Annotated in this window: 13 protein-coding genes; 9 read left to right on the top strand and 4 right to left on the bottom strand. The window is 60.0% G+C overall.

What is annotated here, in order from left to right:
• Positions 1-57 precede the first annotated feature (57 nt).
• Positions 58-1,008 (bottom strand): substrate-binding domain-containing protein, encoded by a 951-nt coding sequence (locus tag HY011_11430; protein MBI3423540.1) that lies wholly within the window; start codon positions 1,006-1,008, stop codon positions 58-60.
• 278 nt (positions 1,009-1,286) lie between these two features.
• On the opposite strand from HY011_11430, the gene HY011_11425 reads away from it, so the two are divergent.
• The 7 genes from HY011_11425 (at position 1,287) to HY011_11395 (ending at position 7,530) form a co-directional block, all read left to right on the top strand.
• On the top strand, positions 1,287-2,684 hold the full coding sequence (locus HY011_11425; GenBank protein ID MBI3423539.1) for an aldehyde dehydrogenase family protein: 1,398 nt from the start codon (positions 1,287-1,289) through the stop codon (positions 2,682-2,684).
• Positions 2,685-3,042: 358 nt separating this feature from the next.
• Positions 3,043-3,771, top strand: coding sequence for a type 1 glutamine amidotransferase (locus HY011_11420; GenBank protein MBI3423538.1), 729 nt, complete (start codon positions 3,043-3,045; stop codon positions 3,769-3,771).
• Between the two features lie 199 nt (positions 3,772-3,970).
• A complete protein-coding gene (locus tag HY011_11415; GenBank protein ID MBI3423537.1) occupies positions 3,971-4,372 on the top strand; it encodes a toll/interleukin-1 receptor domain-containing protein in 402 nt (133 codons plus the stop codon).
• Positions 4,373-4,420: 48 nt separating this feature from the next.
• Entirely contained in the window at positions 4,421-4,903 is a 483-nt protein-coding gene (gene tnpA, locus HY011_11410) for an IS200/IS605 family transposase (protein ID MBI3423536.1), read from the top strand.
• 262 nt (positions 4,904-5,165) lie between these two features.
• Positions 5,166-6,068, top strand: a complete 903-nt coding sequence (locus HY011_11405) for a TonB family protein (GenBank protein ID MBI3423535.1) — start codon at positions 5,166-5,168, stop codon at positions 6,066-6,068.
• Between the two features lie 98 nt (positions 6,069-6,166).
• On the top strand, positions 6,167-6,757 hold the full coding sequence (locus HY011_11400; GenBank protein ID MBI3423534.1) for a hypothetical protein: 591 nt from the start codon (positions 6,167-6,169) through the stop codon (positions 6,755-6,757).
• On the top strand, positions 6,688-7,530 hold the full coding sequence (locus HY011_11395; protein MBI3423533.1) for a DUF4365 domain-containing protein: 843 nt from the start codon (positions 6,688-6,690) through the stop codon (positions 7,528-7,530). The genes HY011_11400 and HY011_11395 overlap by 70 nt, the downstream gene beginning before the upstream one ends.
• Positions 7,531-7,932: 402 nt before the next feature.
• On the opposite strand, the gene HY011_11390 is transcribed toward HY011_11395, so the two are convergent.
• Positions 7,933-10,308 carry an ABC transporter permease gene (locus HY011_11390; protein MBI3423532.1) on the bottom strand — a complete coding sequence of 792 codons (2,376 nt, stop codon included), beginning with the start codon at positions 10,306-10,308 and terminating at the stop codon, positions 7,933-7,935.
• Positions 10,309-10,407: 99 nt separating this feature from the next.
• Here HY011_11390 and HY011_11385 point away from each other — a divergent pair, with 99 nt between their 5' ends.
• A complete protein-coding gene (locus HY011_11385) occupies positions 10,408-11,178 on the top strand; it encodes a Uma2 family endonuclease (protein ID MBI3423531.1) in 771 nt (256 codons plus the stop codon).
• Here the strand turns inward: HY011_11385 and HY011_11380 are convergent.
• On the bottom strand, positions 11,169-13,649 hold the full coding sequence (locus tag HY011_11380) for an ABC transporter permease (GenBank protein ID MBI3423530.1): 2,481 nt from the start codon (positions 13,647-13,649) through the stop codon (positions 11,169-11,171). The two genes, HY011_11385 and HY011_11380, sit on opposite strands and share 10 nt — an antisense overlap.
• A gap of 373 nt (positions 13,650-14,022) precedes the next feature.
• Between HY011_11380 and HY011_11375 the strand changes: the two genes are divergently transcribed.
• Complete coding sequence (locus HY011_11375; protein MBI3423529.1) at positions 14,023-14,988, top strand: alpha/beta hydrolase; 966 nt, start codon at positions 14,023-14,025, stop codon at positions 14,986-14,988.
• A gap of 311 nt (positions 14,989-15,299) precedes the next feature.
• Here HY011_11375 and HY011_11370 read toward each other — a convergent pair whose 3' ends face one another.
• Positions 15,300-21,629 carry a hypothetical protein gene (locus HY011_11370; protein ID MBI3423528.1) on the bottom strand — a complete coding sequence of 2,110 codons (6,330 nt, stop codon included), beginning with the start codon at positions 21,627-21,629 and terminating at the stop codon, positions 15,300-15,302.
• Between the last annotated feature and the right edge of the window lie 63 nt (positions 21,630-21,692).

The raw sequence follows: 21,692 nt of genomic DNA, 5'->3' as shown, positions 1-21,692 counted from the left end.
AGCATCACGTGAGCGAGTGCGGCGCAGACGATTGCGCCGCACTCGCGGCCACAGCACTTACTTCGGCCCCAGCAATTGCTGAATCTCCAGCGTCTCCAGATTTTCCTTCGTCACCAGCTTCACGCCCGTATCAATGCGGCGCACGGGCGTTTTGCCATGCAGCTTTTCGACCAGCGTTTTCACGCCGTCATAACCCATGCGATACGGGTTTTGAATGATCAACGCATCAAGCGCCCCGACACGTAAGTCTTCAATCAAGTTCGGACTGGAATCGAAACCAACGATGGTCAGCTTGCCGGTCTTGTTTTGTTGCTTGGCCGCTTGCGCAATGCCCACCGTGGCGGGTTCATTGGAAGAGAAAAAGCCGGCCAGATCGTGCTGTGCGTTCAGCATGTCGGTCGCGCGATCCAGCGATTTGGCGCGGTCGGCTTCGCCGTATTGAAAGGCCGCGATCTGAATGCCAGGGAATTTCTGTTTGATCGTATCCTGAAAACCACGTTCGCGCTCATCGGTCGAGACGGAACCAGCTTTCAATCCTAAGACCGCAATTTTGCCTTTGCCGCCCAGCTTCGCCGCCATGCGCTCCGCCGCCATCACGCCGCCCTGCACGTTGTCGGTCGAGACATACGAAACATAATTTTCAGTGCCGATACCCGAATCAAAAATCGTCACGGGAATGCCGGCGCGTTGCGCGCGTTCGACCACCGGCACCAGCGCGTCACGATGCGAGGGCGCGATCATAATGGCGCTGACGCGGCTGGTGATAGCGTCTTCGACGACGTTGACCTGGCTGGTCACATCGGTTTCGTTCGAAGGGCCTTTCCAATAAATCGTCACGCCCGTTTCTTGCCCTGCGGCTTCCGCGCCTGCTTTGACGGCTTGCCAAAAGAAGTTGGAAACGCCTTTGGGAATGACGGCGATGACCGGCTTTTTGCTGGCGTTGTCGGCGGCGGGTTTGCAGGCGAGCAAGACGCTCACGCAAAGAATGAAGAGGCAGAGTTTTTTCATAGCTTGATCTGTCAGTGGATTTGTTTGGGATTGTGGTGCAAAACGCGCGCAACATAACCGCTCGTGAGTACGCCGTCAATTGCGGGACAAGGCGGCGCATTGGATAATCACCGCGTTTTCTTTGTACACAAGCATGGCGAAGCCTTTGGAGTGCGTGCGGCACAGGCCGCCGCTTTGGCACTCCTTTGTCTTGTGGTGTGCCAAGGAGGTACCAAAGCGGCGGCCTGTGCCGCACGCACTCCAAAGACGCTGCGCGTCAATATTCAAACATCACCATCATGAACCAACCCATTCAACAAACGATTAGCCCAATTGATGGCACCCTTTATGTCGAACGCCCACTGGCCTCAAGCGCGGAAATTGATGCCGCGCTGACCAAAGCCGTCTCTGCCCAACGCGAATGGCGGCACGTCCCCATCACCGAACGCGCCGCCATTTGCCGCCGCATGGCCGCCTGGTGCGTCGAACACGCCGATGTGTTGGGCGAAGAGTTGACGCGCCAGATTGGCCGTCCCATCGTCTATGCGCCCTTTGAATTGCGGCGCGGCTTCAACGAGCGCATCCGGTACCTGTGCGACATCGCCGAACACGAACTCGCCGACATCGCCATTGAACCCAAAGAGAATTTCCAGCGCTTCATCCGCCGCGCGCCGCTCGGCACGGTGCTTGTGCTTGCGCCGTGGAATTACCCTTGGCTGGCGTCGGTCAATGCGGTCGTGCCCGCGTTGCTGGCTGGGAATAGTGTGATTCTGAAAATCGCGCCGCAAACGCCGCTCGTCGCCGAACGTTACGCCGAAGCCTTCGCCACCGCCGGCTTGCCCGACGGCGTCTTTCAATATCTGCACATTGACCACGCGCAAGTCGCCGAAGTCATCGCCGACGCGCGCATCAATTTTGTCGCCTTCACGGGTTCGGTTGCGGGCGGCCACGCGGTGCAACGCGCAGCCAGCACGCGCTTCATCGGGACGGGCCTGGAACTGGGTGGCAAAGACCCAGCCTATGTGCGCGCCGATGCGCAACTCGACGCGACGATTGAAAATCTGGTGGATGGCGCGCTGTTCAATTCGGGCCAGTCCTGCTGCGCCATCGAACGCATCTATGTGCAGCAGGATGTTTACGACCAGTTCGCCGCGGGCTTTGTCGAATTGACCCGGGCATACAAACTCGGCAACCCGCTCGATCCCGCGACGACGCTGGGGCCAATGGTGCGCACTGAAGCCGCCGACAAGGCGCGCGCCCACATCGCCGACGCCGTACAAAAAGGCGCGCAGGCGTTGATTGACGAGCGCGACTTCTCTGCCAGCCAACCCGGCACGCCGTATCTGGCGCCGCAAGTCTTGGTCAACGTAGATCACACGATGCTGGTGATGGCCGAAGAGACCTTCGCCCCCGTCGTCGGCATCCTGGCAGTGCGCGATGACGCAGAGGCAATCCGGTTGATGAATGACAGCCGCTATGGCCTGACGGCTTCGATCTGGACAGCGGATGTCGCAGCCGCCCTACGCATCGGCGATCAGATCGAAACGGGCACCTGGTATATGAACCGCTGCGATTACCTAGACCCGGCGCTGGCGTGGGCAGGCGTCAAAGATTCGGGGCGCGGTTGCACATTATCGCGGCTGGGGTTTGATTCGTTCACGCGGCCCAAGTCATTCCATCTGCGCTTGAAGTTGTAAGTCTCGACACCGTCTGTGCAAGCCCCAACGGGGCGTCATAGGACAGTCCAGGGCAACGCCCTGGGAACGCAACCGCCAACAAGACAAGCCCTGAAAGGGCGCAATAATCGCCAAGGTTGATGCGCATAGTTGACCAGGAAGAATTGAAATTTGTGGCACCGGCGGAGCTCTTTCAGACACTGAGACGCTGTGGCTACGTCGCTTTCAGATTCACTCAACACGTCAACTCGTATTTCGCCCTGTCAGGGTTTGTCCGCCGCCACGAGTTTTCCCAGGGCGATGCCCTGGGCTTTCCTATCGCGCCCCGTTGGGGCTGAAAATCACGCTCTGATTGGTTAATAACGCCGGACAATTTTTTATGAACATCGGCTTGCTCCAATGCGACCACGTTGCCGAGCGCTTCCAGCACAGCGCGGGCGATTATCCAGCAATGTTTGGCGCGCTGTTCCAACGCCATGCGCCGGAAATCACGCTGACGCCGTTTGCCGTGTGCGCTGACGAATGGCCTGCGGCGTTGAATGAATGCGCGGCCTACATCACGACCGGTTCGCGCTTTTCGGTCTATGACGATGTGCCGTGGATTCACCGGCTGAAAGCGTTTGTGCGCCAGATACACGAGGCGGGCAAGCCGTATGTCGGCATCTGCTTCGGGCACCAGATGCTGGCCGAAGCACTCGGTGGCCGCGTAGCCAAAGCTCCGAGCGGCTGGGGTGTGGGTGTGCACGCCTGCGAAATCACGCAAGCCGAGTCCCCTGAAATATGGATGCAGCCGCCGCAACGCCAATGCTGGTTGCAATACATGCACCAAGATCAAGTGTTGGAACTGCCCGCCCACGCCGTCGTGCTCGGCCGCAGCGCCCATTGCCCCGTCGCCATGTTTCGCGCTGCCCCACACATGCTTGGCATCCAGGCGCACCCCGAATTCACGGCGGATTACAGCCGCGCCCTCTTGCACGACCGCCGCGCGCGCATTGGCGATGAACGTGCGCAACAGGCGCTGGACAGCCTGGGCCAGCCGACCGATGAAGCCGTCATCATGCAATGGATCGCGGTGTTTTTGCGCCAGGCTACGGTACGGGGAGCGTGAGCGACCTGCGCCTCGGTCAGAGACGGGCTGAGAGAACGCCAAGTCGTGAGCGCGCCAAAGTGCAGGTCGCTCACGCTCCCCGTACAGTACTGATGCCTTCCCGTGCTCCCAGTAGTTTCCCAATTTCGTTTTCTACCAAAGGAGCGCGCCACAACTTTGTTTCCCAGCGGGCGGGACGCTCGCATTCCCAGGTAAACCAATGGCCGATGATTTCAACTACGACGTATTCCTGAGCCACAGTGCAAAAGACAAAGACATCGTGCGCGCCGTCGCCGAGCGGTTGCGGGCGGACGGGCTGCGCGTGTGGTTCGATGAATGGATATTGAAGCCCGGCGACAGCATTCCGGCGAAGATCGAGGAAGGGTTGGAGCAGTCCCGCGTGCTGGTGCTGTGCATGTCGGCGCAGGCGTTCGGCTCCGACTGGGCGCAGTTGGAAGCGGGCACGTTCCGGTTTCGCGACCCGCTGAACCAGGCGCGCCGCTTCATTCCGCTGCGGCTCGACGCGGCCCCCATCAAAGAGTCGCTGGCGGAATTGCCGTACATCGAACGTGCTTGCACCGTTCACGCTCCCACCAAAGCGGTGTATATTTCTTCGCGCTGACGACAGGTATTCACTCGACAGCTTGCCAACGAAAGGAGCAACGACGAGATGGCTAACACCTACACGCAGATTTACATTCAGGTAGTCTTTGCCGTGCAAGGCAGGCAATGCCTGATTCAGCCTGAACACAAAGAAGAGATTTACAAATACATGACCGGCATCGTTACCAATCAAGAGCAGAAGCTGCTGCAAATCAATGGCGTAGCCGATCACGTACATTTGCTAATCGGCTTGAAACCCAGCATCGCGTTGTCTGATTTGGTCAGAGACATCAAAGCCGGTTCATCGAAGTTCATCAACGAACAGGGTTGGATTCGCGGCAAGTTTCATTGGCAGGAAGGCTTTGGCGCTTTTTCCTACGGGCATTCGCAGTTGGATACGGTGATTCGCTATATCCAGAATCAGGAAAGCCACCATCAGCAGAAGTCGTTCAAGAATGAATATCTGGGATTGCTGCGCAATTTCGACATCGCGTTTGAGGATAAATACGTTTTCGATTTCCTTGAGGACGGCGCACCCCCGGCTCCGTAGGAGCCAAATGTTTATAGCCACGAGGCACGAAGCTTCCCCAAGCTCCGTAGGAGCGAAATGTGCCGCAGATGCCGCTCCTACGGAGCTTGGGGGCTACGCGGCACCGCAGCTATAAACATGCCGCGCCGCTGGCGCTGAGAGAAGCCGTCAAACGCTCAGCGCTTCACTGTCGTGTGTGGCATGCAGTAATCAAAAACTATTTGGAAGGGGTTGGCATCATAGCCGCAACTTCGCTTTTCACTTGGTGCTCATTGAGGGAACTATGACCATTCGCAAAACCAAGATCGTTGTGATGACAGGCTTTCTACTTCTTTTGTCGAGCCTGCTCATCCTCAGCAGTTCAACGAACGCCCAAAAAAGAAGGACAGGCGGCAGTGCTCCAAGAGCAGCTCAACCGGCGGCGCAGTTCAAAACCTGCCCCGTCTGCAATGGCTCTGGCAAAACCCATGAGCACGTCTCCAAATATGAGGAAGTCAGGTGTTACAACTGCGCTGGGCGCGGGATTGTACAGTGTACTGGTAAATATTCATTTCCTGTTGGGTTTCCTCATAATCGTTCGGATTCATTCAATTGCGAGCTATGTAAAGGCACGGGTTGGAAAAATTGTTCTGTATGTGGCGGCAGCGGAACGAGGAGCGAGGATAAAAGCTACGACGTAACCAACGTCTGTCAAACTTGCAAGGGCAACGGGCGCGTTCAAATGACTCGAGTGGAGATCAGAGCAAAGGCCGAAGCTGAAGAAGCAATAAGAAGAGAAGCGGCTAAAGCGAAGGCTGAAGCTGAAGAAGCAATAAGAAGAGAAGCGGCTAAGGCGAAGGCTGAAGCCGAAGAACCAATAAGAAGAGAACGAAAGATAAAGAAGCTACGCGAACAAAATCTCATCATTCAAGTTTCCAGTGATGTCCTACAGGACAGTGCGATTAAGAAAGTGCAGCCCCAATTTCCGACAATTGCCAAATCCGCCAGAGTTCAAGGTTTAGTCCAAGTGCAATTGTTAGTTTCTGATGAAGGAGATGTTCTTGATGCCTCAATCATTAGCGGTCATCCGCTATTACGAAACGCAGCATTGGAAGCAGCTAGGAAGTGGATGTTTAAACCTACTAAAGTAGACGGGGTATTGGTGGGAGTACAGGGAATCCTAAGCTTTAATTTCACTCTGCAATGATCAACACCAGTGGCCGATACATCAACAGTGCTAACCAGATAGTTACGAAATAGCGAAGAAGATGGCTGCATGGCTTTGATGACGCGACGCTGCAAACGGTGATCGGCTTGCTGGACGGCCCCGGCGCGGTGAAGGAGTTGGATTACGGCACGTTCGTCCTGCTGCAACCGGAGTGGGTCAATGCCTACGCGCAGGCGGTGATCCGCACGCTGCGCCAAGACCCGACCGAACTGGGCTGCTTGCCGTTGCGCAGCATCGCCGAAGGGCGGCTGCTGTTTCAGACGGTCGAACGCGACGGCAACATCGCGGAAATGAAACGCCTGGACGCAGCCGACGAACGCGTCGTGTTGCGCGAAATGGAACGGCAACTGGAAGAACGCGGCCTGTGTTTGCGCCAGGGCGACAAACTCGTCTTCCCCAGCCATTGCGGACGCGAACGCCCGGCGGTCGTCGAGCATCCGGCGGTGTTTGTGAGCTACGCGGTGCAAGGCTATCTGGATGACATTTATGCCACGCTGGTGGTCAAGCTGGCCGACAGCGAGTCTTCCAAACCTTGGGCAAGCTCAAGGAACTGTGGCGCGATGCGGCGGACTTTGCGACGCTCGCCGGAGCGCATCACATGGGCATCAAGCTCACCCGCGCAGCCGCCAGCCACGGCGACATCAGCGTCTATTTCGCGCCGGGCGTGACCAAACAGGAACAGGTAATTTTCGCCAACTACATTGACGCGCACCTGCAAGGCAAGTGCGAAGCGGTGCAACGGCTGAGACATTACGTTTGTCCCAAGTGCCACACGCCGAAGGGAAACCCGCAAGCGCAGATGCAAAAGCTGCTCGCCAAGCGGGATCAGGCTACGGTGGTTTGTGATGTGTGCGATACGCAATTCAAGCTGTGGGATAACCTGGAACGATTGTTCGCCAGTGCGGAGGTGCGGGAGCAGGTTGAGGTATTGCAAGCCGTGGATGCTAGTCGGTTGGATTCACGCCGCAAGGGCAAATTGCTCGCGCTCGAAGTCGCCGCCCGCATCGCCAGCGCCGACCAGAAATGCTTCGAGATTCCGGCGACCGAAGACGAAGGCATTGACATGGAATTGGAGTTCACCGACGACGACGGCAAAGGCACCGGGCGGCGGCTCTACCTGCAACTCAAATGCGGCAATTCGTGGTTGCGGAAAAACAAAGATGGCCGCGAGATGTTCAAGATCAAGGAACCGCGCTGGGTGGATTACTGGCTGAAACAACCGCATCCCGTGATGCTAGTCATTGGGACGTTTGCGACAGACGAGGAACGCTCCCTCGGCAAAGACAAGCTGGAATTCGCCGACGTGCGCTGGATGGAAATCAGCAGCGTGTTGCAACGCGAAAGCGATGGCGGCAAGAAAGCGGTCAAGCAGATCGAATTCAAAGGCGAGCGGTTGGATATGACGAGCGTGCGGCGCTGGCGCGAGGCAATGTTGAAATAGGAGTGCCGAGGCGCGGCGGATATTAGCCGGTGGTGAAAACACCGGAGGCTTGTCGTTATTGCCTTTGCGCCCCGGCAGGGGCGCGGGACGAGACATGACCGGCAGTGGATTTCGTGACCTGACGCTACGTCCGGCACCCCTGCCGGGGTGCAATGTTATGCCACTCGTTCCCGGTGGTTTCACCACCGGCTAATATCCACGGCCCTTTCAGGGCCAAAAGCAAAGACCGCTAAATCCGGAAAATGTGGGTAATGACAAGGATGCCAGCTTGTCGTAAGCGTGGCAGAAACCCGGCGCTGGGAACCGTCGAAGCCGCCGACAAGCTGGCAGCTTGTCAGACATTCTGGGTTCGCCAGCAGAATCAGGGATGCTGGCGAACCCCGACTTGCTTTCGTTGCGTGCCTATTCGTAACGCAACGCGATCAATGGATCAACGCGCGCCGCCCGCCGTGCCGGGACGTAACACGCCAGCAACGCCACCAGCGTCAGCAACAGCGCGACGCCAACGAAGGTCAGCGGATCGGTCGCGCTGACCTTGAACAATTGATTGGCCAGCAAGCGCGTCAGCCATAACGAAGCCAGCGTTCCCAGCGCGACGCCCAACAAAGCCAGCTTGATGCCCTGCCCCAACACCAGTCGCAACACAGCGCGGGTTTGTGCGCCCAGCGCCATGCGAATGCCGATTTCGTGGGTGCGTTGCGCGACGCCGTGGGAAATCACGCCGTAAATGCCGACTGCCGCCAGGGCCAGCGCCAGCAGCGCAAACGCGCCAAGCAGTTGTGTGTAAAAACGTGGCTGCGTGACCGATTCGGCCACCAGCGCTTCCATCGGTTTGAAATCGGCGAGTTCCAGTTGCGGATCGAGCGCCGTCACAGCTTGGCGAATGCTTTCGCGCAAAGCGTCTGGCGCGGTGGCCGTGCGGATCATCAGGTAATTCCACATCATCGGGGCTTGTGCGAAAGGCACATACAAGGCGGCTTCGCCCGTGTCGGCCAAGCCGTCGTAATGCACATCGCCCACGACGCCGACGATCTCGCGCCAATCCTTGGGCTGGTCGGGATTGATCAATTGCAGGCGGTGGCCCAACGCGCTCTGATTCGGGAAGAGGCGCGTAGCCAGCGTGCGATTGATGATGATGGGTCTGGCCGCCTGGGCGTCATCGCGCCAGGTGAAATCGCGGCCTGCGTAAAAGGACGTGCCCAACGCTTGGAAAAGGTTTGGACTGACGGCGATGAAATAGGCCCCGCGTTCGGCGGCGTTGTCGTTGGGCAGCCCTTCGACGGCAAAACGAATTCCGCGTTGCGGCGTAATCGGCGGCAAGCCGGTACTGCCAGCCGCGACTTTGACACCAGGGATTTGCGCGATCCGTTCGAGCGCCGCGCGCTGCAAACGGATTTTGCGCGCATCGTCTTTGATTTGCACAAAGCCTAGATTCGCGGTCAACAACTGCTCGGGTTTGAAACCGGCATCCATGCGCGTCAGTTGCACAAAGCTGCGCAAGAGCAAGCCCGCGCCCACCAGCACCACCAGCGACAGAGCGATTTCGACCACGACCAAACTGTTGCGCAAACGTCCGCCTTTGCTTTCGCCCGCCAAACCGCGCCCGCCCGCGCGCAAGGTCTCATTCACATTCGCCCGCCCGATTTGCCAGGCTGGCGCTAGACCAAAGACCACGCCGGTCAACATCGAGACGGCCAACGTGAACAGCAACACCGGCGCATTGATGCCAATCGTCGTCAGGCGCGGCAGCTCGCCGGGGTTGAGTTGTTTGAGCAATTCGATACCCCACAGCGCCAGCAAGACGCCCAGCGCGCCGCCCAACACGGCGAGCAGGAGGCTCTCGGTCAACAATTGCCGCAACACTCGACTGCGTCCTGCGCCCAACGCCGCACGAATCGCCAGTTCACGCGCGCGGGCTGTCGTGCGCGCCAGCGTCAGGTTGGCGACATTGGCGCACGCAATCAGCAACACCAATCCGACGGTGCCCAGCAAAACCCAGAGCACTTGGCGCACCTCGCCAATCAAGACGTCCGGCAACCGGCGGAAGCGCAGCACGAAGCCTTTGTTGGTGTCGGGATATTGCTGTTCCAGGCGTTGCGACAGGGCTTCGGTTTCAACGCGCATCTGTTCAGGCGAGACGCCGGGTTGCAGATGAGCGACTACGCGGAAGATGCGGAAGTCGCGGTTTTCCATCTGCCGCGCGGCTTTGGTCATGGCATACCCAAAGGTCGTCCAGAGTTTGAATTTGCTGGTCGGATATTGAAACTCCGGCGGCATCACACCGACGATAGTGTGCGGTTCGCCGTAAAGTTTGATGATTTGGCCAAGCGCTTCTGTGCGTCCACCAAAGCGGCTTTGCCAGAGGTCATAGCTGATGACGGCCAACGGCTGTTGCTCTTCGGCAGCCGTCCAGGCACGCCCCACGCTAGGTTGACCCAGCAAGGGGAAGAATTCCGGTGTGACAATCGCGCCCAACATCTGCGTCGTCTCGTTGCCGATGGTCGTGTTGTATTGATTCGACGCCCACAGCGCCAGTTTATCGAAACTGTGATTGGCCGCCTGCAAATCGCGGAAGTCGGGCGGCGAGATGTTGGCGACGAAAACCCGTTCGGCATCGTGGTACGGCAAGGCGCGCAACAGCACGCCATAAACGACGCTGAAAATCGCGGTGTTCGCCCCGATGCCCAGCGCGAGTGTGAGCACGGCGATCAAGGTGAAGCCGGGCGCTTTGCTCAAGCGCCGCCAACCAAAGCGCAGGTCTTGCCAGAATGTTTCCATTGCGTCTTCTCCGTTGAATCCGTTGAACCAATAGTTGAATCAAGCGGCAGGCAGGTCTAAAATCCCGCCGCCTTAAATTTCAAGCTCAAGTTTACGCTTATGACTATGCCAACTGCCGCCGCCACTGCGCCAACTACCGCCGCCACTGTGCCACTCAAAGCACCGGCCAGCTATTACGACATCGTCGCTCGGCTGCCCGAAGATACGACTGTCACCTTTCACAACGTGAGTTGGGAAGAGTACGAGGAACTGCTGACGCAAGTCGGCGAACCGGCGGGGCTGCGCCTCAGTTTTGACAAAGGAACGCTCTGCGCCATGACACTCTCTGCCCAACACGAAAAATACGTGCGCTTTACCGAAAGACTGGTAACCGCCATCAGTCTGCGGCTGCGCCTCAAGATACTCGGCTTCGGTTCAGCCACCATGCGCAAACGCCCCGAGCGCGTCGGCAAAGAACCGGATGCTTGCTTTTATGTGCAAAGCGCCGACCGGCTCGGCCCGCGCATTCAACTCGATTTCGCCGTTGACCCGCCGCCTGACCTCGCCGTCGAAATAGACATCCACCACGATTCGCTCGATAAATTTCCGATCTATGTCGAATTGGGTGTGCCTGAAATCTGGCGCTACGATGGCCGGGCGCTGACGATTTATCACTTGCAGCGCAAACGCTACGTCAAACGCGAAACCAGCCTGGCGCTGCCGCTGTTGACCAACAAACTGCTGACGGAATATCTGAACCGGTTGCAGTCCGAAGACGAATTCCAGGTGCTGCTCGCCTTTGATGCGTGGCTGGCTCAGACCTTAGACCTCAGACCTCAGACCGTTGAACCATCTGTCCAGGCCGGAAGCCGGAAGTTTACTTATTCGTAGCGCAATGCAATCATCGGGTCTACCTTGGTCGCGCGCCGCGCGGGCAGCCAACACGCCAACAACGCTACCCCCGCCAACACTCCAGCGATTACCAGATAAGTCAGCGGATCAGCCGCGCCCACGCCAAACAGCAGAGTCTTCATCACGCGCGTCAGTGCGAACGCGCCCAGCAAGCCGAGGCCGATGCCCGACCCGGCCAGCACCATCCCTTGCCGCACGACTAATTGCAGCACGTCTCCGGCGCGCGCGCCCAGCGCCATGCGAATGCCGATTTCGTGCGAACGTTGCGTGACCGAATAGGACAACACGCCGTAAAGGCCCACCGTCGCCAGCACCAGGGCCAGCACGGCGAAAATGCCGAGCAGCGTCATGGTGAAGCGGCGCAAGGTCATCGAATCAGCAACATATTGTTCCATCGTGTTGACGCGAAAGACGGGCAGATCGTGGTCGAGTCCGGCAATCACGCCACGCACCGCGCCGGTCAGATCGGTCGGTTTACCGGCGGTGCGAATGGCGAGATTCATGCCGGCCTGGGCGCGTTGCGGATGCGGCAGGTAATACTGCACACGCGATTCACCTTCGAGGCTGCGGTGTTTGACGTGGCCGACGATGCCGACGATTTCGCGCCATTTCGGATTGTCGCGCGGCCCTTCAAACGTGATGCGCTTGCCGACGGGGTTTTCATTCGGCCAGTACTTGTGCGCCAACTCTTCATCAATGATTGCCACACTGGGGGCTGCCGAGGCTGGCGCGACGACGTTGGGCGTTGCCACAGCGGGCGCATCGGCTGAATCACGTTGCTCGAAGAAGCGCCCACGAATGAGCGGGATTTTCATCGTTTCGAAATAGCCCGCCGTCACCGCCCAGCGGTCGCCGTGCGGCGGCGATTCGTTTTGCGCGACCTGGCGGCCCTCGATGCGGAAGCTGCCGCTGGAATTATTCCCGCTCAACGGCAGATTCGAAGTCGCCCCGGCGGATTGCACGCCCGGCAAAGCGCGAATCTGTTCGAGCGCCTGTTGGTAAAAGGTCGCGCGCTGTTGCGGTTCGGGGTAACGGTAATCGGGCAGCGACAGATTCATGGTCAACAGATTTTGCGGTTCAAAGCCCGGACTCACCTGCTGCAAATGCCAGAAGCTGCGCAGCAACAAGCCCGCGCCGACCAGCAGCATCAACGCCAGCGCCGTTTCGATCACGACGAAGCCGCTGCGCAACCAGCCGCGTGACAGACTCGCGCCCTGCCGTCCACCTTCTTTCAGCGTCTCGTGCAAATCAGCGCGCGTCGTTTGCAAGGCAGGCACCAAACCGAAGATCACGCCCGTCAACAACGAGACGCCCAGCGTGAAAAGCAGCACGCGCGCGTCCAAGCCGATCTCTTGCATACGCGGCACGCGCAACTGTTCCAGCTTGCTCAACAGGTCTACGCCCCAAGCGGCGAGGCCCAGGCCCAACAATCCGCCGATGACCGCGAGGATGACGCTTTCGGTCAGCAACTGGCGCACAACGCGGCCACGCCCGGCACCCAGCGCAAGGCGGATGGCAATCTCTTTGTGGCGTTCGGTCGCGCGCGCCAGCAGCAGATTGGCGACGTTGGCACAAGCGATGAGCAAGACCAGACTGACCGCGCCCAACAAAATCCAGAGCGGCGTGCGAATGTCGCCGACAATCAATTCATTGAACGGCTGCATCGTCAGCCCCCAATTCTGGCGCGTCGCGCCTTGCAGGTATTGCGCGCGCAAGCCATCGGCGAGGCCGTCCAATTCGCCTTGTGCCTGCTGGAAGCTCGTGCCGTTTTTCAGCCGCGCCAGCACGAACAAAAATTCATTGGTCAGATTGTCCGAGGTCAAAATAGCGGGTGGAAACGTCAGCGGCAGCCAGAGGTCGGTGCTGAAGCCGATCTCTTTGCCGAAGCCGAACGACGGCGGCATGATGCCGATGACCGTGTAATTTTCGCCGTTGAGCGTAATCGGCTGATTCAGCACGTCAGCGCGCCCGCCAAACCGCCGCCGCCAAAAGGCTTCGCTCAACACCGCGACGCGATTGCGCCCGTCCTGTTCTTCATCCTGTAAAAAGACGCGCCCTTGCGCCGCCGCCGCGCCCAGCAGTGGGAAGAAATTGGCGGTGACGTTGACCGCATTGAGGCGCTCCGGTTCACCGCCGCCCGTCAGGTTGTAGCTGTTGTTGCTCAACGCCACGATGTGCTCGAACGATTTGGCATTGTCGCGGTAGTGGCGATAACCAAACGCCGAGACCGAGGCTTTCAACTTGATCAGCGGATAATCATGATTGATCAGCACCAGCCGTTCCGGCTCCGGGTAAGGCAGCGGGCGCAGCAAAATCGAATTGACCACGCTGAAAATTGCCGTATTCGCCCCGATGCCCAGTGCCAACGTGAGGATGGCGATCAAGGTAAAGACGGGCTTCTTCCACAACATCCGCAGGCCATAACGCAAGTCTTGCCAGAAAACATTCATCGTGCTGCTCCATTCGTGTGGACAGCCCCGTGCCGGAACGTGTCCGACGCCAGGCGCTGCCGAGTTGCTGGTTTCGCTTGTTACTTTTCGCAGGGCGGTCTGGCACAACTATCCAAACGGCGTGCCAGCCGTGGCGACCAGCTTAGTTGTTTGCATGGCGGAATTTATGTGGTGAAGGCGGCGGCAAGGGAGGCTTGTGCCTGTCCGTTTGTGGGATGGCTCATTCCCACAAACGAAGCGCGGCGGCAAAGTGATTGAGCGAGCTTCCTTGCCAGCTTATACTCTGCGCCGTTCCAACAACAGTTGGCCCAGTTTTACCGGCTCACCGTATTTCTCAGACGTATAACCAGGACTTTCAAACACGAGGAGCAGCATGCAAGAACCCAACTTTCAAATGATCGAGACCAACGGCATCCGCCTCCGCACCGTCGTTACAGGCAGCGGCCCCCTCGTCATCCTGCTGCACGGTTGGCCGCAATGTTGGTATCTGTGGCGGCATCAAATCGCGCCGCTGGCCGCTGCTGGCTTTCAAGTCGCCGTGCCCGACCAACGCGGTTACGGCGGCAGTGACAAACCGGAAGCCATCGAAGCCTACAACATCATCGAATTGACCAACGATGTCGCGGGTTTGGCGACGGCGCTGGGGCACGAGCAGTTTTATGTCGTCGGACATGATTGGGGCGCGCCGGTGGCGTGGCATACGGCGCTGTTGCAGCCACAGCGTGTGCGGGCGGTGGCGGGCTTGAGCGTGCCGTATTCGCGTTGGCGCGCGGGCACGCTGACCCGGCAGGAATTTTACGGCGACAATTTCTGGTACATGGTTTATTTCCAGCAGCCCGGCGTGGCCGAAGCCGAACTCGAAGCTGATGTGCGCAAGAGTTTGCGCACGATCTATTTCACGGTCTCCGGCGACAATCCGCCCGGCCAACGCGGCGGGCGCAAACCCGCCACGGCAAAGTTTCTGGATGGCATGACCGATCCGGCTGAATTGCCAAGCTGGTTGACCGAGGCGGATTTGGATTATTACGTCGCCCAATACGAACAGAGCGGTTTTCGCGGGCCGTTGAATTGGTACCGCAACATTGACCGCAACGTCGCGCTGACGCCGCAACTCGATGCCGTTGAAACCGGACGGATTCAACAACCGGCATTTTTCATCGCGGGGACGCTCGATCCGGTGTTGCAATTCCACGGAGGCCGCGCGCTGGCGGCGATGGACAAATGGCTGGTGGATTTGCGCGGCAAAGTCTTGCTGGAAGGTGCCGGGCATTGGGTGCCAATGGAACGGCCTGCCGAAGTGACGGCGGCGCTGTTGGATTTTTTGAAATCGGCGGCTTGAGTGAAAAGGCAATGCGCGACCAGTGTCCGCACGGCTTTAGCGCCAGCGGCGCGGTATGTTTATAGATTTGATAGTTCGTAATGCGCAAGCTCCGTTAGGAGCGGCATCTGGCAGATGCCGCTCCTAACGGAGCTTGCAATCAATCGCCACACGGGTGCTATAAACATTTGGCTCCGCTGGAGCCGGTTCTGCGGCGCGCTGAATACATACCCGCTTCAAACAACTGGGCCAACTGACACCTGAATTATGATTTTGTTCTCCAGAGGATTCAGGTGTCAGTTGGCCCAGTTGTTCTTTTACCAAATCACTGCTTATTTGATCGCCACACGCACCGTGTTGGCGGTCTTGCCATCCACGGTCAGCACGACGTCCACTTCGCCGCGTCCGAGCAGGCTGCGGTCAATCCGCAGGTTGGCTTGATCGGCGCCAACCAGGCCGGGCACGCTGCCGACAAACAGCGCGGGCGCGGTGACGCCGCCGATGGTCGCTTGCACGTTCGCCAAGCCGGTCAAGCCGCGCAGGCCGGTGCCAAAGGGAATCAGGAAGACCTGATCGCCTTCCGGCCCCAGCTCAATCGGCACAGCCACAAAACGATTGGTGGCCGCGTCGAAGCGCACCGCTGCTTCAAAGTTATCCACCCCGGCTGCCGTGCGCCGGAAGACGACGGCGGCGGCCAAGCCCGTCCCCGTGGCGTTGGCGCTGAAGAGACCGGGCGCGGCATTCGCAATGTTGATCGTGCCGGTCGCGACTTCGGCTGCGCCGTTGGTGACGGTGACGGTGGCAGGGCCGTTGGCCGTGCCGCTCGGCACCAGATAGTTGAGCTGATCGGCGGAGACGAAGAACAGCGGCGCGAGGCGTTCGACGCTCAGACTGTCACGCACGCGCACCGTCGTTCCCGCTAGCGTGAACGGCAACGGCAATACTGAAGCCGCCACCGTCGCACTCGCCAGATTCACGCCGAAGGCGGCGGCAATCTCTTCGGCGGCCAGGCCATTGGCGGGCGTGAAACTGGCGGCGGAAACATTTGCCAGCGCGCGCACTGCCGCAGCCGGACGCACGCGCCGGATGCGGTTGTTGCCGCTGTCGGCGATGACCAGATTGCCCGCCGCGTCAAAGGCTACGCTGGAGGGGAATGAGAGCGCTGTGCCTGTCGGCGCGGTGCCGTCGCCGTTGAAGCCTCCGACACCAATGCCCGCCACGGTTGAAATCAATCCGTTGTTGAGCGTGATTTTGCGGATGGCATGATTGGCGCGATCCACCACATACAAATCGCCTGCCGCATCAATACTGAGCGTGCCCGGATAGGTCAGGTTGAGCAACGCGCTGGTGGCGGGGCCGCCATCGCCGTTGTAACCCGCCGTGCCCGTGCCCGCGATGGTGCTGATGCGGCCATCGGCGGCGCTGACGCGGCGAATGCGTTGGTTGTTGGTGTCGGAGATGTAAACATTCCCCGCCGCATCCACGGCCACGCCGGAGGGTAGATTCAATTCGGCTTGTGTAGCCGGGCCGCCATCGCCCGCGCCGCCGAGTTGCCCGTTGCCCGCGACGGTCGTGATGACGCCGGTGCGCGCGTCAATCCGGCGAATGCGATAGTTCGAGCGATCCGCCACAAACAGATTGCCAGCGTTGTCCAACGCCAGCCCGACCGGGTTATTCATTACCGCTTGCGTCGCTAGCCCGCCATCACCGCCGAAGCCGCCGAAGCCTTCGCCCGTGCCCGCGATGGTGCTGATCTTGCCGTCGGGCGCGACCTTGCGAATGCGGTGCGTCAGTTGGTCGCAGATGTAAGCGTTGTCAGCCTTGTCCACAATCACGACGTTGGGGAAGTTGAGCGTGGCTTCGGTCGCGGGGCCGCCATCGCCGCTCGAACCGATCAGCCCTGTGCCAGCGAATGCGGTGATGACGCCATTGGGCGCAATGCGGCGCACGCGGCGGTTTTGCGTATCGGCCACGAGGACGTTGCCTTTGCTATCCACGGCCACGCCGCGCGGTTGGAAGAGCGTCGCCGCCGTGCCCGGCCCATCATCGCCTGTGTTGTTGATGACACCGGTGCCCGCCACCGTCACGACGACTTGCGCGGGCGTATAAGTAACCGCCAGTTGCGCACTGGCCGTGTTGCCGCTGACATCCCAGGCGGTCACGGTCAGGTTGTTGAGGCCCGGTTGCAAGCCGATGCCTGTGATCAGCCAGTTCGTAGTGCCCGCCGCCGCGCCGCTGCCGCCCCGATCATTGCTCCAACGCACCGCTACGACAGAGCCGTTGTCGCTGGCCGTACCGCTCAAGCTGAGCGCGGCGTTCGGCGCGGTGTAAGTCGGCCCCGTCACTGGATTCGTAATGGCAAGCGTGGGCGGCGTGGTGTCGTTGGGCACACCGTTGATGAGTTTGCGAATGCGGAAATTGTTGGCTTCGGCAATGTACAGGAAGCCTTGCGGGTCTACGCCCAGATGCCGCGCCAGCGAGAGGCTCGCGCCAATGGCCGCCGCGCCGTCCGGGGTGAAGCCGGTTGCGCCGCCACCCGCGACGAGATTGATGACGCCATCCGCCGCGTTGACGCGCCGCACGCGATTGTTGGTCGTGTCCGAAAGATAAAGGTTGTTGCCGGCGTCCAGCGCAATGCCAAACACCGAACCGATGGTGGCAGTGAGCGCCGGGCCGCCATCGCCCGCGATGCCGCTGACGCCGGTGCCCACCACCGTCGTGATCGTGCCGTCGGTGGCGACTTTGCGAATGCGGAAGTTGCCGTTGTCGGCGAAAAACAGATTGCCATCCTTGTCGAAGTACAGACTTTGCGGACTGCGCAACAAGGCCGCCGTCGCGGGGCCGTTGTCGCCGCTGAAACCCGCCGTGCCGGTGCCGACGATTGTGGTGACAATGCCGGTGTCAACGGCCAGGCGGCGAATGCGGTTGTTGCTGCTGTCGGCGATGAGCAGATTGCCATTCGCATCCAGCGCCACTGCGCCCAAGCCGCCGAAGTTAAAACTCGCCTGCGTGGCCGGGCCGTTATCGCCGCTGAAGCCCGTGGCGCCATTTCCCGCGACGGTCGTGATAACGCCGGTCGCGGCGGTCACGAAGCGTATGCGTTGATTGCCCGAATCCAACACATAAACATTGCCGTTGCGATCCGCGATGGCCCCACGTGGCTGGGCGACTTGCGCATCTGTGGCTTTGCCGCCATCGCCCGCAAACCCGGCGACGCCCGTGCCCGCCAGCGTCGAGATCAAGCCGCTGGCCGAAACCTTGCGCACGCGCGCCAGGTTGAAATCGCCGAAGTAAAAATTCCCGCCGCCATCAAAAAACAGCGTGCCCGACGGATTGGTGATATTGGCGGCCACCGCCGGAATGTTTTCGCCGTTGTAAGCGGTCGCGCCAGTGCCCACGACGGTGGTGAGCACGCTCGCGGGCATGCCGTTGACGACCAGCAAACCGGCGCTGCTGACATTGCCTGCGTCATCCGCTGCCGTCACGGTGATTTCATTGCGCCCGCTAAACACAGGCACATTGGCAATCGCCCAATTCGTCGTACCGGTCGCGGTGCCCGACACGCCGCGATTCGAGCGCCAACTCACTGCCACGACGCGCGCATTGTCCGCCGCAGTGCCCGCAATGTTGAGCGCGCCCAGTGTCGTATTCACCGTTGGCGTTGCCGGCAAGGTGATACGCAAAGTCGGTGAATCAATATCGGGCAAACCCGCTTGCGTCACGGTGAAACTGCGCCCGGCAATCGCCACCGTGCCGCTGCGCGTGGCGAGGCTGTTATTCGCCGTGACTTTCATGCCAACGGTGCCGTTGGTCGTGCCGCCCGCGCCCGGTTGCAAGGTAATCCACGGCACATTGCTCTCGGCTTTCCAGGTGCAACCGCCCGGCGTCACGTTGACGTTGACGGTCAAATCGCTGCCCGCTTGCGCCACCGTGCTGCCGGATTGGGCGAGCGCAAAGTTGCAGCCGCTCATATTCGCCGTCACTTTGAATGCGCCGCGCCCGTGCGTAAACGCATAGAGCGAAGTGATGCCGCCCACGGTATTGAGCGCCAGCGCTTCGGTGACGGCGTTGGCAAAGCCGGTGTTTTCGACCGCCCAATTCGCGCCGCCGTCGTTTGAGACGAACACGCCCAAATCCGTCCCGACATACAACCGCGCCGAGTTTGACGTGTCCACCACCAGGCAATGCACCGGGATGTCTGGAATCGCCGCCGTGCCTGTGCCATCCAGGCCAGTCCACGTTTGGCCGCCGTTGGTCGAACGCCAGACGTGGGTGCCGCCAAAGGTCGCATAGGTTGCGTAAGCGATGTTGCGGTCGTTCGGATCAAAAGAGAGCCACGAAACAAAGCCTGTGCGCGGGCGCGCGGCGGTTTCAATCGCGGAAGACAGCGGCGTGAGCGGGCCGAGCGCGAGCGCGCGCGTCGTGCGCAGGATGTAGCCGCTGTTCATCCCGAACAGCGCCTGGTTCGAGTCTGTCGGCGCAACCGCGCCCGCCGTCATCGTGTCGGTCAGCAAGGTGAGACTCCGCAACGATCCGGCATTCGTCCAAGTTGCCATGCCATTATCACTGCGATTCAAAATGTCGCCGCCCACATACAGCCGCAAGGCATTGCTGGGATCCACCGCCAGCGGCGTGATGAATTGCCCTGCCGTCAGACTCAAGCCAATAGTCGCCGACGAGAACGAAGCGCCGCCATCGGTGGATTTGCGAAAGCCGGCATTTTGCGTCGAAGCATAAAAGACGTTGGGATTGTTGGGATCCACGCCCGCATAGCCGCCATCGGCCAGGATGATTTGCTTCCATTGATTCGGCCCGGTGCCGTCTGTGCCCAGCACGGTGCCGTTGTCCTGCGTGCCGCCGAAATACGATTTCCCATCCGGCAGGACTACGCCGTGATAAAACTCGGTGACGGCGTAACCGTTGTTGAGCGATGTCCAGCGTACTTGGTTCGCTTCGGGTTGACACAGCGCGAGCGGCCCGGTCGAAACGGCGGCGCGTGCGTTATCGCTGCGCCAGATGCCGCCGTCGTTGCCGACAAAAATCTGCTGGTTGGTCGTGCCGTTGTATTGCGGATGAAAGACCAGCGTGTGCTGATCGGGATGCAATTGATTCGGCTTGCCATACACCAGCGACCCAGCAACCACTTCATACGCAAAAGCCGCGTAGCCCCAATTCGCGCCACCGTCATCTGACCGCGCCCAGTCCGAACCGGCGACCCAAACGCGCCGTTCATCCAGCGGATCAACCGCCAGCGCCAGGTTCCACCAGGTTTGCCCGCCAAACGAATTGGCCGTGCTGGTCTTGCATTCGAGGGCCGTCCCAAAAGGCGGCTGGGACGAAAGAATCGAGGTATTCACGCGATTGGCGTCGGTGTTACGCACGCGCGCGACAAACGAACCCGGCGCACCGCCTGTCTCTGAACGGAAGAACGCATAGAGCGCATCGGTATACGCGCCCGTCAAGGCCGAAGTCACGGCATACACCACGTTCTGATTCGAGGGCGCAAGCGCCAGCACGGTGCGGCCCATGCCGGTTTCATTCAAGACGACTTCCCAACTTCCGGCGGCTTCGGCATCGGTCTTGCGATACACGGTCGCCTGATCAAGCGTGCCGCAGGCGGCAAACACCGTGTCGCCCGGCTGATCGGTGCGCGCCGCCAGATCGAGACAACCACCCGTTATCGTTGTCGCCAGCACGCGCGTCCAGGTTTCGCCGCCATCCAGCGAACGCCAGACACCCGTATTCGTCGCGGCATAAACGCGATTGCTGTCCACCGCGCTGACGACCAGATCATTGACATAATAAAAATTCGCGTTGTTGGCCGTGTTCGTCAGCCGCGTCCAGCTTTGGCCCGCGTTGACGGTCTTGAACATGCCCGCGCCGCGTATATGCCCGAAGCCGAAGTACCCTTCGCCCGTCCCGGCATAAATGACATTTGGATTTTTGGGATCGAAGGCCATTGAGTTGACTGCGATGTTGGCGAGCATATCGGTCAGCGGCGTCCAGGCTTGTCCGGCATTGGTGGATTTCCACACGCCGCCCGCCACACCTGCGGCATACATGATGTTCGGCTCTTGCGGATTGACGAGGATCACGCGCGTGCGCCCGCCGATATTGCCCGGCCCCAGCGCCGTCCACGCGCCGAGCTGTTGTTGTTCGGGCGCGAGTTTGCGTTCGTTTGCGCGCGCGGCCACCAGCCGGTGCTCCGCCGTGGAATACAGCGGCATCTGCTTCATCTCTTCCAACGCGCTGAAGTACCGCTCCACCGGCAACTCCGTCTCGCCTTCGGGCAGGCGTTTTTGCAGGAAGTATTGCAGCGCTTTGTCCGGCTCATCAGCGCGTTTCCCTTCGCGCTCTTTTTCAGTATCGGTTTCGCTGCCCGCAAGCGCGCGCGTGTCAGCGCCATCAGCCGGCAGGATTTCAGCCAGTGGCGCGTTGGCATCCGCGCGCGCGGATTGTTCTGAAGCAGCGTTATTAGCCGCAGCGGCAGCCTTACCTGCGGGCAATTTTGGTTTGGTGGCGCGGGCCAGCTTTGCTTTGGGTTTGGCCTTTGCGCTTTTGCGCTGACCAGCAGCGGCGACGTGATGGAGTGTGGCGAAACAGAGTGCGGCTGTGACCACGCACAACAGTACCCACAGTGAGCGAGACGGAATGGCTTTCATGCATAACCTCCTAAGGAAGGCACGGCGAGACTAAGGCCGTGTGAATTGTTTGAAACGTTGAGT

The sequence above is a fragment of the Acidobacteriota bacterium genome (assembly GCA_016196035.1).
Lineage (GTDB): Bacteria > Acidobacteriota > Blastocatellia > RBC074 > RBC074 > JACPYM01.
This window is presented reverse-complemented; position numbering and strand designations above follow the sequence as displayed.

Excerpts from the sequence above, each read along its gene's own strand:
- HY011_11380 (MBI3423530.1), bottom strand. The coding sequence starts at position 13,649 with ATGAATGTTTTCTGGCAAGACTTGCGTTATGGCCTGCGGATGTTGTGG.
- HY011_11390 (MBI3423532.1), bottom strand. The coding sequence starts at position 10,308 with ATGGAAACATTCTGGCAAGACCTGCGCTTTGGTTGGCGGCGCTTGAGC.
- tnpA (MBI3423536.1), top strand. The coding sequence starts at position 4,421 with ATGGCTAACACCTACACGCAGATTTACATTCAGGTAGTCTTTGCCGTG.
- HY011_11420 (MBI3423538.1), top strand. The coding sequence starts at position 3,043 with ATGAACATCGGCTTGCTCCAATGCGACCACGTTGCCGAGCGCTTCCAG.
- HY011_11385 (MBI3423531.1), top strand. The coding sequence starts at position 10,408 with ATGACTATGCCAACTGCCGCCGCCACTGCGCCAACTACCGCCGCCACT.
- HY011_11370 (MBI3423528.1), bottom strand. The coding sequence starts at position 21,629 with ATGAAAGCCATTCCGTCTCGCTCACTGTGGGTACTGTTGTGCGTGGTC.
- HY011_11415 (MBI3423537.1), top strand. The coding sequence starts at position 3,971 with ATGGCCGATGATTTCAACTACGACGTATTCCTGAGCCACAGTGCAAAA.
- HY011_11375 (MBI3423529.1), top strand. The coding sequence starts at position 14,023 with ATGCAAGAACCCAACTTTCAAATGATCGAGACCAACGGCATCCGCCTC.
- HY011_11405 (MBI3423535.1), top strand. The coding sequence starts at position 5,166 with ATGACCATTCGCAAAACCAAGATCGTTGTGATGACAGGCTTTCTACTT.
- HY011_11430 (MBI3423540.1), bottom strand. The coding sequence starts at position 1,008 with ATGAAAAAACTCTGCCTCTTCATTCTTTGCGTGAGCGTCTTGCTCGCC.
- HY011_11425 (MBI3423539.1), top strand. The coding sequence starts at position 1,287 with ATGAACCAACCCATTCAACAAACGATTAGCCCAATTGATGGCACCCTT.
- HY011_11395 (MBI3423533.1), top strand. The coding sequence starts at position 6,688 with ATGGGCATCAAGCTCACCCGCGCAGCCGCCAGCCACGGCGACATCAGC.